Consider the following 14,925-nt stretch of genomic DNA (forward strand, 5'->3'; position numbering starts at 1 on the left):
CCGGATCGCCCGGCGAACCGGGTCCGAGCCGCCGCGCGGACGGACGGAACGACCGCGGCGGCGAGCCTGCGGGTGGATTGTCGGCGGCCGGGGGTACCCTGCTGCCGACCGTCCTACCCCCGAGGAGCGCACGCACGTTGACCGCCGCGACCGCCGAAGTGCCAACCGAAGACCCGCACGGCTACTCCGCCCGGCACCTGTCGGTGCTGGAGGGGCTGGAGGCCGTCCGGAAGCGACCCGGCATGTACGTCGGGTCGACCGACAGCAGGGGCCTCGCCCACTGCCTGTGGGAGATCGTCGACAACTGCGTCGACGAGGCCCTCGCCGGCTACTGCACCCACATCGACGTGACGCTCCACGCCGACGGGTCCTTCGAGGTGGGCGACAACGGCCGCGGCATCCCGGTCGACCTGGAGCCCAAGACGGGGCTCCCCGGCGTCGAGCTGGTCATGACGCGGCTGCACGCGGGCGGCAAGTTCGGCGGCGTCTCCTACACCGCGTCCGGCGGTCTCCACGGCGTGGGGGCGTCCGTGGTCAACGCGCTGTCCGCGCGGCTGGACGTCGAGGTCGACCGCGACGGCCACACCCACGCGATCAGCTTCCGGCGCGGCCTGCCCGGCGAGTTCGCCGACGAGGGGCGGCCCAACGCCCGGTTCAGAAAGAAGTCGGGCCTGCGCCAGATCCGCAAGGTCGCCAAGAAGGTCACCGGCACCCGCGTCCGCTTCTGGCCCGACCTGCAGATCTTCCTGAAGGACGCCACGATCGAGCAGTCCCTCGTCCTGGACCGGATGCGCCAGACCGCGTTCCTCATCCCCGGCCTGACGATCGACGTCCGCGACGAGCGCGGCGAGGAGGTCCTCGACGAGACGTTCCGGTTCGACGGCGGCATCAGCGAGTTCTGCACCTACCTCGCCAAGGACACCGCGATCGTCGACGTGCTGCGGCTCCAGGGGCGCGGCCACTTCACCGAGACCGTCCCCGTCCTCGACGACCAGGGCCACCTCACCCCCACCGACGTCGAGCGCGACCTCGAGGTCGACATCGCGCTGCGCTGGGGGAACGGCTACGACACGATCACCAAGTCGTTCGTCAACGTGATCGCCACCCCGAAGGGCGGCACCCACGTCCGCGGCTTCGACCGCGCCGTCCTCAAGGTCGTCAACGAGCAGCTCCGCGCGACGAAGCTGCTGAAGAACGGCGACGAGGACGTCATCAAGGAGGACGTCCTGGAGGGCCTCACCGCGGTGGTGACGGTCCGGCTGCCCGAGCCGCAGTTCGAGGGGCAGACGAAGGAGGTCCTCGGCACGTCCGCGGCGACCCGCATCGTGTCCCAGGTCGTCATGCGCGAGCTGCGCGCGATCTTCGAGAACCCGCCGCGCGGCCAGAAGCAGCCGCTGCGGGCCGTCCTGGAGAAGGTCGTCGGCGCGGCCAAGACCCGCATCGCCGCCCGCACCCAGCGCGACAACCAGCGCCGCAAGAACGCCCTGGAGAACTCGGCCCTGCCGGCCAAGCTCGTCGACTGCCGCACCGCCGACGACCGCAGCGAGCTGTTCATCGTCGAGGGCGACTCGGCGCTCGGCACGGCCAAGCTCGCCCGCAACTCCGAGTTCCAGGCGCTGCTGCCGATCCGGGGCAAGATCCTCAACGTGCAGAAGGCGTCCGTGGCGGACATGCTGAAGAACGCCGAGTGCGCCGCGATCATCCAGGTGCTCGGCGCCGGTTCGGGCCGCACCTTCGACGTCGACGCCGCGCGCTACGGCCGCGTCGTGATCCTCGCCGACGCCGACGTCGACGGCGCGCACATCCGCACCCTGCTGCTCACCCTCTTCCACCGCTACATGCGCCCGATGCTGGAGGCCGGCCGGATCTTCTCCGCCGTCCCGCCGCTGCACCGCATCGAGCTGATCAAGCAGAAGAAGGGCCAGGACAAGTACATCTACACCTACTCCGACGCCGAGCTGCGGCAGCGGCTCGTCGAGCTGGAGCGCAAGGGCGCGCGCTGGAAGGAGCCGATCCAGCGCTACAAGGGCCTCGGTGAGATGGACGCCGACCAGCTCGCGGAGACGACGCTCGACCCGCGCTACCGGGTGCTCCGGCGCGTCCGCATCGAGGACGCCGAGGAGGCGGCGAAGGTGTTCGACCTGCTGATGGGCAGCGACGTCGCGCCGCGCCGGGCGTTCCTCACCGCCAGCGCCACCGAGCTGGACGTCGAACGCATCGACACCTGAGCGTGCCCGTGCGGCGGGGCGGGCCGATTCCCGTGCCGGCCGCGAGGCCCGACCGTCCATCGTGGGCCGGTTCGGAGCGGGCGTGCCCGATGGCGGGGGGGCGGGGCCGTCCCCCGTGGTGGACGGCCCCTGGCGACGTGGATCAGTCGCCGATCTTGAGGTTGCGGAAGGTCTGGACGGGGTCCTGCACGCTCCGCGCCGCCATCGCGGCGTTCGCCGGTGCGTACGGCGCCGTGGCCATGTACAGCTGGAACGACGCCGAGTTCTGCCCGGACGCCGACGGAAGGCCGGCCTTCCAGTCGATGATCGGGCCGAAGATGCCGCAGCCGTTGGTCTTCGGCACCGCGAAGGTCGTGTCCCCGGTCGGCATCCGCAGGATGGGCGGGCTGCCGAACGGGTCGTTGATGTCGCCCTCGGTCACGACCGTGATCGTGCTGAAGTCGATGGCCAGGTTGAGCTTCAGCGGGTCCTTGTTGGAGCCGATGAAGCAGCCGTCGCCGATCGCGTCGTTGATCAGCTTGATCTTCATGTTGATCGCGGTCGTCGGCAGGTTGAAGTCGAACCCGCCGGCGTACTTCGCCTGCACCTGCACCCTGTTGTAGGGCAGTTCGTCGATCCCGCCGATCGGGAAGCCGAGCAGGCCGATGACGCCGCCGGGGACCGTCATCGGCTTCCCGGTCATCTTCACGCTGGTGTAGACGGCGGGCTCGGACCACGACGGCTGCACCGCCTGGATGACTGTCCGCATCGGCTGGGTGATCTCCTGGGTGAGACCGCCGAGCTTCATCGAGCCGCCGGTCACAACCAGCTGGAGGCAGGTCGCGAACTTCGGGTCCTGCCCGGCGGGCAGCGGCGGGCACTGCTTGGCGAAGTCGAACTTCGGCACGTCCGACGGCAGGTCCAGCGGGGCCGCGAGCGGCGCGGTCACGGGGGCCTGCGGAGCGACCGCCTGGGCGGGGGCCGCGGCCATGCCGAACGCCAGGCCGACGGGCGCCGCCACGAGGGCGGCGCGGGAGAGGAGTTTCACAGGCTTCGAGGGCCCTTTCTCAGGAGAGTGGTGCGGGACCGGCCTTTTGGACCGGTCCACAAGGGACGCTCGATTCAAAAACAAGTCCGTTTCTAAAGCAAGCTTGTGGACGCGTCCACAATCGGCCATGGGATCGAGATCGGGGGCCGAGGCGTCCACCCGCAGGTGGAGGGGCAGATTCCAGCCGTGCGCCGATCCGCTCCGAGGCCGCCGAGCCTTAGCGTCGGGCCATGAACACGTTGGACAACCTCCTGCTGGGCTCGGCGGAGTCGGCGCTCGGGCAGAGCCTCGTCACCGGGCGCCGGGCGTGCAGTATCGCCGGGTTTGCGCGAGTTAACGTCGGATCGTGAACTGTCAGATGGGGGTCAGGGAGCGGCTCGTCCGGTTGCTCGTCGTCGGCATGCTGGTGACGTGGGGCCTCGTCGCGTACGTACGGGGGTTGCTGCACGCGGACCCGGCCCCCGCGCTGCACGGTGTCGGGCTGGCCTTGGTCCTCCTCAACGCGGTGATGTTCGTCCTTCTGGCTACCGGCATCGTGCTGGGGCGTCAGAAGGACTCGCCGTGGCGGGCGACGGGGATCGTCCTGCTGCTCCTGGCCGTCGCGGCGGGGATGGCGCTGTACGCGATCGCCCCGCACGCCGGCGGAGGGTTCTTCTTCTGCATGGCCGGGCTCTGGGTGCTGATGATGCGGCTGCCGCTGCCGTGGGGTATCGCGGTCAGCGTGCTGACTGTCGCGGCGATCGGCGGGCTGGGGGAGGCGCTCCAGTCGGGCGGCGCCGACCTCGGCCTGATGTCGGCGTTCGTGGGCCTGACGCTGGGCGCCGTCGCCAGCCGCCAGGGCGTCGCCGCGCAGGAGGCGACCCGCCGCGCCGAGGCCGCCAACGCCGTGCTCGCCGAACGCTCGCACATCGCGCGGGAGATCCACGACATCCTCGCCCACTCGCTGTCGGCGCAGATGGTCCACCTGGAGGGAGCGAGGCTGCTCCTCGCGCGGGACGGCGACCGCGTCCAGGCCCTGGACCGCGTCGAGCGCGCGCGGAACCTCGCCCGCTCCGGCCTGGAGGAGACCAGGCGCGCACTCGCCACGCTCCGCGGGGAGATACCGGAGCCCAAGGAGGTCATAGCGGAACTGGCCGAGGAGTTCCACGCCAGCACCGGCCGCCCCTGCGACGTGCGCGTGACAGGTGTCCCGCGCGAACTGTCGCCGCAGGCCGGGCTGACGGTGGTCCGCACCGCCCAAGAGGCGCTCACGAACGTCCGCAAGCACGCGCCCGGCGCGCGCGCACAGGTCACCCTGCGCTACCTCGGCGACAGCGTCGAACTCGAAGTGACGGACAGCGGCGGGACCGAATCCGTCGTCGAGCTGAACGGCGCCGGATACGGTCTCGTCGGCATGCGCGAGCGCGCCGAACTGATCGATGGGACCCTTGTCACCGGACCGGACGGAACGGGCTTCCGCGTGTCCCTCCAGGTGCCGGCGTGACGGGAGACGCGGTGAAGACGAGGATCCTGGTCGTCGACGACCAGACCGTGGTGCGCGAGGGCCTGGTGCTCCTCCTGGAGCTGCTGCCCGGCATCGACGTGGCCGGCGCGTGCGGCGACGGCGAGCAGGCGGTGGCGATGGTCGCCGAACTGCGTCCCGACGTTGTCCTCATGGACCTGCGGATGCCGCGCATGGACGGCGTCGAGGCGACCCGCCGCATCAAGGAGGCGCACCCGGACGTCGGGATCGTCGTCCTCACCACCTACGCCGACGACGACTCGATCTTCGCCGCCCTCCGCGCCGGGGCCCGCGGCTACCTCACCAAGGACGCCGGCGCCGACGAGATCGCCCGCGCCGTCGACGCCGTCCGCGACGGAGCGTCCCAGCTCGACCCGGCCGTCCAGCGCCGCCTGGTCGAGGCCGTCGCCGCCGGCGGGCGTCCGCGCCGCGCCGGCCTGCCCGACGGGCTGACCCGCCGCGAGGCCGAGGTCCTCGCCCTCATCGCCCGGGGACGCTCCAACACCGAGATCGCCGGCGACCTGTTCATCTCCGAGGCCACCGTCAAGACGCACATCAACAACCTGTTCGCGAAGGCGAACCTCCGCGACCGCGCCCAGGCCGTCACCTACGCCTACGAGCACGGCCTCGTCGGCTGAGCCCGCGCTCCCGCGCGCAGCACCGCGATGTGATTCCGGCGGTGGCATTCACCTCTGTAATTACGCAGATCCGGGCATCATGCCGCTCTCGTTAACCAAGCGCCCGCTTGCTACGCTGCGGCCATGCCGACACAGGATCACATGAAGCAGACGCTGCGGACGTACATCGACGCGATCAACGCCGGTGACGCCGCGGCCATCTCCGGCCTCTACGCCGAGGACGCCGTGGTCGAGGACCCGGTCGGCAACCCTCCGATGACCGGCCGCGCCGCCATCGAGGAGTTCTACACCAACGCCATCGCCGCCGGCACCAAGATCGCCCTCGACGGCCCCATCCGCGGCTCCTACGGCGACCGCGCCGCCATGGCCTTCACCGTCGAGGTCTCCGGCATGCGCATCCGCGGCATCGACGTCATGACCTTCGACGACGACGGCAAGATCACCCAGATGCAGGCCCACTGGGGCCCCGACGACATCGAAACCTGACCGGCACCCCCCATCCAAAGCCAAGCCCCGGTTCGTTGATCTGCGGCATGTTGTTGTTTCGGGGGCGTCCATAACAACAACACGCCGCAGGTCAACGCAGCGGGGCCGGTGGACGGGTGACGTGCCACAGAGGTGAGGCCTCGTGCGCCCGCTGCGAGGTGGGCGCCGCCCGCTTCGCCGATAGCGGCACCCATACGCCGTCCGATGAACCTCCAGGTGGACGGTGTGCGTCATCGCGACGCCGTCGGGTCTGAAGTTCGTGGACGCGGACCGCCTGGCAGGCATCACGGGCTTCCCCGTTCGCTCGGAGTACAAGCAGCCGGACGAGCCCGACGTCCTCCCACCCGCGGACGCCTTCGCCGTGGCCCCCGCGACGTTCAACACCGTCAACAAGTGGGCCCACGGAATCAGCGACACCCTGGCCCTGGGCCTCCTGAACGAGGCGGTGGGCGCGGGCCGTCCCATCATCGCGGCCCCCTGGCCGAACAACGCGCTGTCCCGCCACCCCGCCTTCGGCCGGAGCGTCGCCGACCTGCGCGCCTGGGGTGTGACCGTCCTCTTCGACCCCGCCGTGCTCTCGAGTCCCGACGCGCCCGACATGACCGAGGGCACCTTCCCCTGGACGGAGCTCTGCGAGTCGCTCAGGGAAACCCGCGCCCACCTCAAGAGCTGACTCCCCGGCCGTGCGGCGACGGCCTCGTCAGGCGGGAGTACCTGCGCCAAACTGCGCTGAGAACCCGTCATGCGGCGGCTGAACCGATGCCGGGCATGCCTCGTCCTATGTCGGGAGGTCGAGGTGGGACTTGTGGATCAGGCGCCCGCACTGGTGGGCGTGGTCATCGGGGCGCTCGGCTCGTACGTGACGACGAGCCTCAACGAGCGCAGCCGCTGGAGGCGCACGCGGGCCGAACGATGGGACGAGAAGAAGTTCGAGACCTACGCGAGCTATGCCAACGCCCTGAAGACGCAGATCCGTGTGGGGCAGCGGCTCGCGGCGCATCGCGGATTCGAGTTCACCGTGGATCCGCTGGACCCCGAGGAGGGAATGGCGCTTCTCGCTCACGCCGAGTCTGAGCGTCAGGCCGAGTGGGAGGCGGTGCTCCTCGTCGGCGACGCGGAGACGGTCGCGGCCGCCAGGGCTTGGCACGAGGCCGTCTGGAACGTCGAACTGTGGGCCCGCGGCCTCCGGGACGACCAGGAAGGGTGGACGGCCGCCCTGCAAAGGATGGGTGAAGCCCGTGATCGCTTCTATGCGTGCGCGAGGCGCGATCTCGGGATGTCCGGGCCGCCTCCACCGTCCGGCCAGTGGCCCCGCACCTGGCGCCAGGACGAACTCAGCCAATGACGGAGAGCCCGAGTCGCCGGGTCAGCGAAGGTCGTGGGCGCCTGCCTTGATGCTGTGGAGGAGGGCCGCCCAGGCGCTGGGGGAGAAGGTGATGAGTGGCCCGTCCGGGTTCCTTGAGTCGCGGACCACGCATCCATCGCCGGCTTCGGCAACCTCCACGCATTCTGTTCCACCGCCCTGTGAGTAGCTGCTCTTGCGCCAGGTGGGAACCGGTGGGTTCACTCGTCATCCTCGATCAACTTCATGAGATACGCGCGCGTAGCCGCTGTATCGAGGGCGATCGCGCACAATCGGTCGAATCTGACCTTATAGGACTGGAGTTCGTCTTTCTCTTCGAGCATCCGGTCGTCGATGGTCGTCTCCAGGATCACGATGTCGCGTTCCCCTGGGTCGGAGTAGCCGAGTTGTGTGAAGGACTCACCTGCTCCTGGATAGACGCCGGCGGTGGTCGGGATGACTTGGAACTTGATGTTCGGGAGGTCCGCCATCTTGATCAGATGGCGGACTTGCAGGCCGCGTATGGACGGTGAGGAAAGCCGCTGGAGGGCGTTCTCGTCGACCACTGCATGCAGATGGCAGGGGTTGTCCGCTCTTGTCAAGATCTCTTGCCGTTGCAGCCGGGCGGCTACGTGTCGTCGGACTTCGGCAGGATCTTCGATCCCGGCCGCGTTGGTGACGAGCTCGATGTAGCCGACGTCCTGCAGAAGGCCTGGGAGGTAGGTGTTCTGGAAGGTTCGGACGGTCGAAGCCGAGGCTTCGAAGCCCGGGTACTCGTTGCGGAAGACGTCGTTGTATCTCGTCCACCAGCCGCGCTCGCGTGCTTCGTGGGCGAGGCGGGCCAGGGCCTCGCGTTCATCACCTTCAACCCCGTACAGCTCGCAGAGGTCGTTGACCGCGTCGCTGTTGGGAGTGATCCACTTGGCCTTCTCGATGTAGTTGAGCTTGGTGGGACTCCAGTGCAGGCGCTTGCAGACCTCGGTGGTGGTCATGCCGATCTCCTTGCGGGCGGCGACCAGCTTGCGGCTGAGGGCGCGCTTCTTGATCGTCGGGCTGTAGCCCTCGACATGAATCTCACTCACGGTGACACCTTGCCATGCGACGGGTAGCGCTGTCTGGCGAAGATGGTCTTGGATTCTCTTTTAGAGAATCTATTGCGATCTTGTAAATGTGATGCCACGTTGTGTAGCGATATCAACACGCCTGGCAATCCGCCTGGCTCGTCGTGCAGGGGTGGTGATCGCGTTGTGGGGCTCGACGGAAGGCACCGGGGCCGAGGTGGTTCGGGCGGGTGGGTGTGCGGTCTGGGGGCTGCCGCCGGAGGCTCGGTGTGCCGGGGTGGCGCGGAAGGTCGTCCGGGAGACCCTCTCGGCGCTGATGTTGCCCGAGGCGACCGTGGACGATGCGGTGACGATGGTTTCCGAGCTGGCGGCCAACGCCTTCACGCACGCGTTGGGCGGGAGGGCGTTCGGGAGCATGCCTGCGGCCGGGCTGCCGGAGGTGCAGATCTACGGTCGCGCGATGGGGACGGAGATCGTGGTGCGGGTCTTCGACTCCGCGTCGTGGTGCGGGAAGGCGCCGTCCGTGGCGGGCCTGCGTCCGCCGGTCGAGGCCGAGGGTGGGCGCGGGCTCGAATTGGTGAACGCCCTGGCGGTGGAGCGCGGTGGGCGGTGGGGCGCGTGCCGGAGCCGGTCGCGGTTGGGGCCGCCACCGGTTTCGGGGAAGGTCGTGTACTTCGCGCTGCCCGCGTCGATGCCGTGGCGTCCGCCCCAGCGGGACTGCCATGAGGCGGCTCGGGAACTGCGGCGGCTGCTGGGCGCGCGGGGGATCGGGCCGCTGCACCTGAGCGAGGGGTGGCGGATGGCCGTCCTCTCGGTCCGGGCGGAGATCACGGTGTGGGCGCGGGACGACGCGCTCTTCGTCACCCTGCCGGAGGCCGGCGCCGCCTGCCATCCGGTCTGTGACGTCACCGAGGTGACCGAGCGGATCGTCCGGTGCAACGAGGATCTCAATGCCCGGGTGCGGCCGGGAGTGTGAAGCCGAAGGGCAGAGGCCCCGGGGTGGTCCCGGGGCCTCTTCGGGTCACTCTTCGGTTGTCTCGTCTTCTTCCGGGGCGGGGCCTATGGGGCCGCTGATGGAGACGATGGGCTTGTCGAGCTTCTCGCCGGAGCCGTCGCGGCGGCCCATCGTCACGTTGAGCATCGCCGGCCTGCCGTTGGCGGCCGCCGCGCGGAGCGGGGTCGGGGCCGCCCACGCCTGGAGCAGCACGTCCTCGCCCTTGAGGAAGCGGTGGGCCCGGACGCCGCCGGTGGCGCGGCCCTTGGACGGGAAGTCGGCGAAGTCGGCCAGCTTGATGGCGCCCGTCTGGGTGCCCGGGAGCGCCGACGACGAGCCCGACACCGTGATGACGCGGGCCTCGCGGGCCGGGTCGAGGGCGCCGAACCACAGGACGCTCGCGCCCGCCGCCAGCTTGATGCCCGCCATGCCGCCCGCGGCCCGGCCCTGCGGGCGGACGAGCGACGCGGCGAAGTGCAGGAGCTGGGCGTCGGTGGTGATGAAGACGACGTGCTGGTCTTCGGAGAGGAGCTGGACGGCGCCGACGACCCGGTCGCCCTCCTTGAGGCCGATCACCTCGAACTCGTCGCGGTTCGCCGGGAAGTCGGGGACCACGCGCTTCACCACGCCCTGGGCCGTGCCGAGGGCCAGCCCGCCGCCCTCCTCGCCCACGGCGGCTATGCCCACCACCGTCTCGTCCGGTTCGAGGTCGACGTATTCGGCGACCGGGGCTCCGCCCGCCAGGGACGGCGGCGTCGCCGAGGGCGGCAGGGTCGGCAGGTCCAGGACGTCGATGCGGATCATCCGCCCGAGCGACGTCACCGCGCCGACCTGGCCGCGCGCCGTCGCGGGGACGACCGAGGTCAGGGCGTCGTGCGGGGCGCGGGGGCCGCTGTCCGGGAGGGGCGAGGCGTCGTGGGTGCGGGCCATGAGGCCGGTGGTCGAGAGCAGCACCGTGCACGGGTCGTCGGCCACCTCCAGCGGGACGGCGGTGGCGGCCGTCTGGCCGGAGGATTCGAGGAGGATCGTCCGGCGGGGGGTGGAGAACTCCTTCGCGACGTCGCCCAGTTCCTTGGAGACGACGCCGCGCAGCTTCCGCTCGGACTCCAGGATCGCGGTCAGGCGGGCGATCTCCTTGGCGAGCTGCTCCTTCTCCTTCTCCAGTTCGAGGCGGTCGTAGCGGGTCAGGCGGCGGAGCGGGGTGTCCAGGATGTACTGCGCCTGGATCTCCGACAGCTCGAAGATCTGCATGAGGCGCTGCTTGGCCTGGGCGGCGTCGTCGCTCTGCCGGATGACCTGGATGACCTCGTCGATGTTCAGCAGCGCGACGAGCAGGCCGTCCACCAGGTGGAGGCGGTCCTCGCGCTTCTTGCGGCGGAACATCGAGCGGCGGCGGACGACCTCGATGCGGTGGTCGACGTAGACCTGCAGCATGTCGCGCAGGCCGAGCGTGCGGGGCTGGCCGTCGACCAGCGCGACGTTGTTGATGCCGAACGTCTCCTCCATCGGCGTGAGCCGGTAGAGGTCGGCGAGGACGGCCTCCGGGTTGAACCCGTTCTTGATCTCGATGACCAGGCGGAGGCCGACATTGCGGTCGGTGAGGTCCTTCAGGTCGGAGATGCCCTGGATCTTCTTGGCGTTGACCAGTTCCTTGATCTTGGCCTTGACTCGCTCCGGCCCGACGGCGTACGGCAGTTCGCTGACGATGATGCCCTTGCGGCGCGGCGTGACGTTCTCGATGGAGACCGTGGCGCGGGTGCGGAACGTCCCCCGGCCGCGCTCGTAGGCGTCGCGGATGCCGTCCAGGCCGACGATCTTGCCGCCGGTGGGCAGGTCGGGGCCGGGGACGAAGCGCATCAGGTCGTCCAGGCCCGCGTCGGGGTGGTCGATCAGGTGCCGGGCCGCGGCGATGACCTCGCCGAGGTTGTGCGGCGCCATGTTGGTGGCCATCCCGACCGCGATGCCGGACGCGCCGTTCACCAGGAGGTTCGGGAACGCGGCCGGCAGGACCTCCGGCTCCTGCTCCTGACCGTCGTAGTTGGGGCGGAAGTCGACCGTGTCCTCGTCGATCGACGCGACCATCAGCATCGCTTCGCGCGACATCCGGGCCTCGGTGTACCGCATGGCGGCGGGCATGTCGTCGCCGCCGAGCGAGCCGAAGTTGCCGTGGCCGTCCACGAGCGGCATCCGCATCGCCCACGGCTGCGCCATCCGCACCATCGCGTCGTAGATGGCGCTGTCGCCGTGCGGGTGCAGCTTGCCCATGACCTCGCCGACGACGCGGGCGCACTTGACGTGCCCGCGGTCGGGGCGCAGCCCCATCTCGTTCATCGAGTACAGGATCCGGCGCTGGACGGGCTTCATGCCGTCGCGCGCGTCGGGGAGCGCCCGCTGGTAGATGACCGAGTAGGCGTACTCGAGGAAGCTGCCGCGCATCTCGTCGGAGACATCGACGTCGACGATGTTCTCTTCGAAGTCCGGCGGCGGTGGAGGGGCTTGGGATCCGCGTCGTGCCATGCCCCACATTGTGGCCGGTCCCGGGGACATCTTTCGCCCGCCCCACCGGGTGCGCCGCCCAACTCGGGGAATCGGTGCCGTTCCGTCACCTTCCCGAACCTGGCAGATTGAGCACGGACGGTTTCGGATTCCCCAGGCGGAGGTTCCCTTGAGCGGGCTGGCCGACTTCCAGAACTCGATCTATCTGCAGGGACTCGGAGACGTCGTCCCGTCGCTGCCGACGGACCTGACGAAGCTGGAGGGCCTCGCCGAGAAGTCGCTGTCGGCGCAGGCGTTCGGGTACGTGGCCGGTTCGGCGGGCAGCGAGGCGACCGCGCGGGCCAACCGGGAGGCCTTCGACCGCTGGCGGATCGTGCCGCGCATGCTGCGGGACGTCGCCGCGCGCGACCTCTCGGTGGACGTGCTCGGCACCGCGATGCCGTCCCCGGTTCTGCTCGCGCCCATCGGCGTCCAGTCCATCTTCCATCCGGACGGCGAGCTGGCCGTCGCGCGGGCGGCGGCGGCCGAGGGGCTGACGATGGTGCTGAGCACGGCGGCGTCGTACTCCATGGAGGACGTGGCCGAGGCCAATGGGGATGGGCCGCGCTGGTACCAGCTGTACTGGCCCAAGGACAGGGAACTCGCCGTCAGCTTCCTGGAGCGGGCCAAGGCGTCCGGCTACACGGCCCTTGTCGTCACGCTCGACACGTTCACGCTCGCGTGGCGTCCACGCGACCTGAACCAGGCCTATCTGCCATTCTTGCGCGGGATCGGTGTCGCGAACTATTTCAGCGATCCGGTCTTCCAGAAGGCCGTCGGCGGGGAGATCAGCGCCGCCAACAGGGACATGGCGATCCTGCACTGGGTCGCCAACTTCGGGAACCCGAGCCTGACCTGGGACGACCTCATCTTCCTGCGGGACCACTGGGACGGCCCCATCGCGCTCAAGGGCATCCAGCATCCCGACGACGCCCGCCAGGCGGTGGACGCCGGGATGGACGCGGTCGTCGTCTCCAACCATGGCGGACGCCAGGTGGACGGGGCCATCGCCTCCCTGGACGCGCTTCCCGATGTGGTCGAGGCCGTCCACGACCAGGCGACCGTCCTGTTCGACAGCGGAATCCGGACGGGATCGGACGTCGCCAAGGCGCTCGCGCTCGGGGCCAAGGCCGTCCTGGTCGCGCGTCCTTACGCGTACGGGCTGGCGCTTGCCGGCCAGGCCGGTGTGCAGCACGTTCTGCGCTGCCTCCAGGCCGAACTGGAGCTGACCATGACGCTTTCGGGGCACCCGCGTGTGGACGACCTGAATCCGGAGATCCTTGTGCGCGCCTAGGCCGCCCGCTAATTTCCAGGAAATGACCGACAAGGGGTTCATTCCCGTCCCGCCCGTCATCGAGCGTCGCCTGCGCTGGACACCGGTGGTGCCGCTGCTGGTCTTCCTCGGTCTGCTCGGGGCGGTCGGGGGAGGTCTGGGCGCCTACCTGGTCAGCGGAGCGCTGGTCACCATCACGCTCGTCTGCCTTGTGGCGATCTGCTTCATCGTTGTGATGACCGTGCGGTCCCGGACGATCATCGGCCTGGACGGCATCCGCGACCGGCGGCCGCTCACGGGAGAGGTGCTCATTCCGTGGAGCGACATCACCGACGCGGGCGTCGTCGGCCATCCCACGCGCGTCGTCAGGATCGCCTGGCAGGGCGGGCGGAGCCGGCGGACGCTCTCGGCGCTGCGGGAGGCGGACGGCGCCCCGGACGGTCTCGGGCTGGATCAGCTGGCCGCCGTGATCCGCCATCGGGCGGGGCTCGGGGAATTCTCGTGATTGCCCGCTTCCCGTGGGTAGGGAGGAGCGCATGCGCTGGCCCGATCACGCCATCTGGTGGCACGCCTATCCGCTCGGTTTCGTCGGCGCCGAACGCGCGTCCCTCCCGGCGGGGGCGCCCCCCGAGCCACGGCTCGCGAGGCTCACCGGCTGGCTCGACCACCTCGTCGGGCTCGGCTGCAACGGGCTCGCGCTCGGCCCGGTGTTCGCGTCCGAGACGCACGGCTACGACACCGTCGACCACTACCGCGTCGATCCGAGGCTCGGCGGCGAGGACGACCTGCGGCGGCTCATCGACGAGGCGTCCCGGCGGGGCGTCCGTGTCCTGCTCGACGGTGTCTTCAACCATGTCGGACGCGGCTTCCAACCGTTCGCCGACGTCATGGACAAGGGCGACGACTCCCCGTACAGGACGTGGTTCCACACCGATCTGCGCACGTTCGAGGGGCACGACCATCTCGTCACGCTGAACCACGGTGAACCCGAAGTCGCCGACTACGTCACCGACGTGATGGCCCACTGGCTGGAGCGCGGTATAGACGGCTGGCGGCTCGATGCCGCATATGCCGTCCCGCCGCCGTTCTGGCGGCTGGTCACCGACCGCGTCCGCGCGCGCTTTCCCGATGCGTGGTTCGTCGGCGAGGTCATCCACGGCGACTACGCACGCCTCGTCGAGCACAGCGGATTCGACTCCGTCACCCAGTACGAACTATGGAAGGCCATCTGGAGCTCGCTCAACGACCGCAACTTCTTCGAACTGGCCCATGCGCTTGACCGGCACGACGCGATGCTCGACGCGTTCGTCCCGCAGACGTTCCTGGGCAACCACGACGTGACCCGCATCGCGAGCCGCCTGACCGAGGCCCGGCACCGGGACCACGCGCTCGTGATCCTGCTGACCGTCGGCGGTGTCCCGTCCGTCTACGCGGGCGACGAGTTCGGGTTCGAGGGCGTCAAGGAGGAACGCGCGGGCGGGGACGACGCCATACGGCCGGCCTTTCCGGAACGTCCCGAGGAGGCCCCCGGCTACGGCGCCCCCTACCACCGCCTCCACCAGGACCTGATCGGGCTGAGGCGCCGCCACCCATGGCTCGTCCGCGCCCGTACGACGGTCTCCACCTTGACCAACACGGCTCTCTCCTACACAGTGGGGCACGGCGCGGAACGGCTCGCGGTCGTCCTCAACCTGGACGGCGAGCCCGCCAAGGCGGAACTTCCCGCCGCGGACTGGACGCTCGTAGCCGGTGAAGCGAATTTCACCTCCGACGGCGCGACCGTCCCACCCGCGGGGTGGGCGATCGCCGAACCATGACAAATGTCATGGGCCGCCCATGC

The 14,925-nt window shown here is 69.9% G+C and carries 14 protein-coding genes; 10 read left to right on the forward strand and 4 right to left on the reverse strand.

Going from position 1 to position 14,925, the window contains the following annotated elements; genetic code table 11:
* Positions 1-137: 137 nt before the first annotated feature.
* Complete coding sequence (locus tag SM611_RS33915) at positions 138-2,228, forward strand: DNA gyrase/topoisomerase IV subunit B (RefSeq protein WP_371954420.1); 2,091 nt, start codon at positions 138-140, stop codon at positions 2,226-2,228.
* 142 nt (positions 2,229-2,370) lie between these two features.
* Here SM611_RS33915 and SM611_RS33920 read toward each other — a convergent pair whose 3' ends face one another.
* Entirely contained in the window at positions 2,371-3,255 is an 885-nt protein-coding gene (locus tag SM611_RS33920; protein WP_371954421.1) for a hypothetical protein, read from the reverse strand.
* Between the two features lie 346 nt (positions 3,256-3,601).
* Between SM611_RS33920 and SM611_RS33925 the strand changes: the two genes are divergently transcribed.
* The 5 genes from SM611_RS33925 to SM611_RS33945 all read left to right on the forward strand — a co-directional run bounded on the left by SM611_RS33925 (position 3,602) and on the right by SM611_RS33945 (position 7,225).
* On the forward strand, positions 3,602-4,738 hold the full coding sequence (locus SM611_RS33925) for a sensor histidine kinase (protein ID WP_371954422.1): 1,137 nt from the start codon (positions 3,602-3,604) through the stop codon (positions 4,736-4,738).
* 11 nt (positions 4,739-4,749) lie between these two features.
* A complete protein-coding gene (locus tag SM611_RS33930; protein ID WP_371954423.1) occupies positions 4,750-5,394 on the forward strand; it encodes a response regulator in 645 nt (214 codons plus the stop codon).
* A gap of 123 nt (positions 5,395-5,517) precedes the next feature.
* On the forward strand, positions 5,518-5,880 hold the full coding sequence (locus SM611_RS33935) for a nuclear transport factor 2 family protein (RefSeq protein ID WP_371954424.1): 363 nt from the start codon (positions 5,518-5,520) through the stop codon (positions 5,878-5,880).
* 223 nt (positions 5,881-6,103) lie between these two features.
* A complete protein-coding gene (locus SM611_RS33940) occupies positions 6,104-6,553 on the forward strand; it encodes a flavoprotein (RefSeq protein ID WP_371954425.1) in 450 nt (149 codons plus the stop codon).
* A 132-nt stretch (positions 6,554-6,685) separates the two neighbouring features.
* Complete coding sequence (locus SM611_RS33945) at positions 6,686-7,225, forward strand: hypothetical protein (RefSeq protein ID WP_371954426.1); 540 nt, start codon at positions 6,686-6,688, stop codon at positions 7,223-7,225.
* Between the two features lie 21 nt (positions 7,226-7,246).
* On the opposite strand, the gene SM611_RS33950 is transcribed toward SM611_RS33945, so the two are convergent.
* Positions 7,247-7,447 carry a DUF397 domain-containing protein gene (locus tag SM611_RS33950; RefSeq protein WP_371954427.1) on the reverse strand — a complete coding sequence of 67 codons (201 nt, stop codon included), beginning with the start codon at positions 7,445-7,447 and terminating at the stop codon, positions 7,247-7,249.
* A complete protein-coding gene (locus tag SM611_RS33955; RefSeq protein ID WP_371954428.1) occupies positions 7,444-8,304 on the reverse strand; it encodes a helix-turn-helix domain-containing protein in 861 nt (286 codons plus the stop codon). Before SM611_RS33955 ends, SM611_RS33950 begins: the two co-directional genes overlap by 4 nt.
* A gap of 256 nt (positions 8,305-8,560) precedes the next feature.
* Here SM611_RS33955 and SM611_RS33960 point away from each other — a divergent pair, with 256 nt between their 5' ends.
* Entirely contained in the window at positions 8,561-9,259 is a 699-nt protein-coding gene (locus tag SM611_RS33960) for an ATP-binding protein (protein ID WP_371954429.1), read from the forward strand.
* Between the two features lie 45 nt (positions 9,260-9,304).
* Here SM611_RS33960 and SM611_RS33965 read toward each other — a convergent pair whose 3' ends face one another.
* On the reverse strand, positions 9,305-11,794 hold the full coding sequence (locus tag SM611_RS33965; protein WP_371954430.1) for a DNA gyrase/topoisomerase IV subunit A: 2,490 nt from the start codon (positions 11,792-11,794) through the stop codon (positions 9,305-9,307).
* 148 nt (positions 11,795-11,942) lie between these two features.
* On the opposite strand from SM611_RS33965, the gene SM611_RS33970 reads away from it, so the two are divergent.
* From SM611_RS33970 to SM611_RS33980, 3 genes are read left to right on the forward strand one after another with little or no spacing between them, the layout of a single operon-like run.
* Complete coding sequence (locus SM611_RS33970) at positions 11,943-13,106, forward strand: lactate 2-monooxygenase (protein ID WP_371954431.1); 1,164 nt, start codon at positions 11,943-11,945, stop codon at positions 13,104-13,106.
* A 22-nt stretch (positions 13,107-13,128) separates the two neighbouring features.
* Positions 13,129-13,590, forward strand: a complete 462-nt coding sequence (locus tag SM611_RS33975) for a hypothetical protein (RefSeq protein WP_371954432.1) — start codon at positions 13,129-13,131, stop codon at positions 13,588-13,590.
* Positions 13,591-13,621: 31 nt separating this feature from the next.
* On the forward strand, positions 13,622-14,902 hold the full coding sequence (locus tag SM611_RS33980) for an alpha-amylase family glycosyl hydrolase (protein WP_371954433.1): 1,281 nt from the start codon (positions 13,622-13,624) through the stop codon (positions 14,900-14,902).
* Positions 14,903-14,925 lie beyond the last annotated feature (23 nt).

Origin of the sequence: Actinomadura monticuli, from assembly GCF_041463655.1 — a bacterium.
Lineage (GTDB): Bacteria > Actinomycetota > Actinomycetes > Streptosporangiales > Streptosporangiaceae > Spirillospora > Spirillospora monticuli.

Coding starts and splice junctions, on each gene's coding strand:
- SM611_RS33935 (WP_371954424.1), top strand. CDS start 5,518: ATGCCGACACAGGATCACATGAAGCAGACGCTGCGGACGTACATCGAC.
- SM611_RS33965 (WP_371954430.1), bottom strand. CDS start 11,794: ATGGCACGACGCGGATCCCAAGCCCCTCCACCGCCGCCGGACTTCGAA.
- SM611_RS33975 (WP_371954432.1), top strand. CDS start 13,129: ATGACCGACAAGGGGTTCATTCCCGTCCCGCCCGTCATCGAGCGTCGC.
- SM611_RS33980 (WP_371954433.1), top strand. CDS start 13,622: ATGCGCTGGCCCGATCACGCCATCTGGTGGCACGCCTATCCGCTCGGT.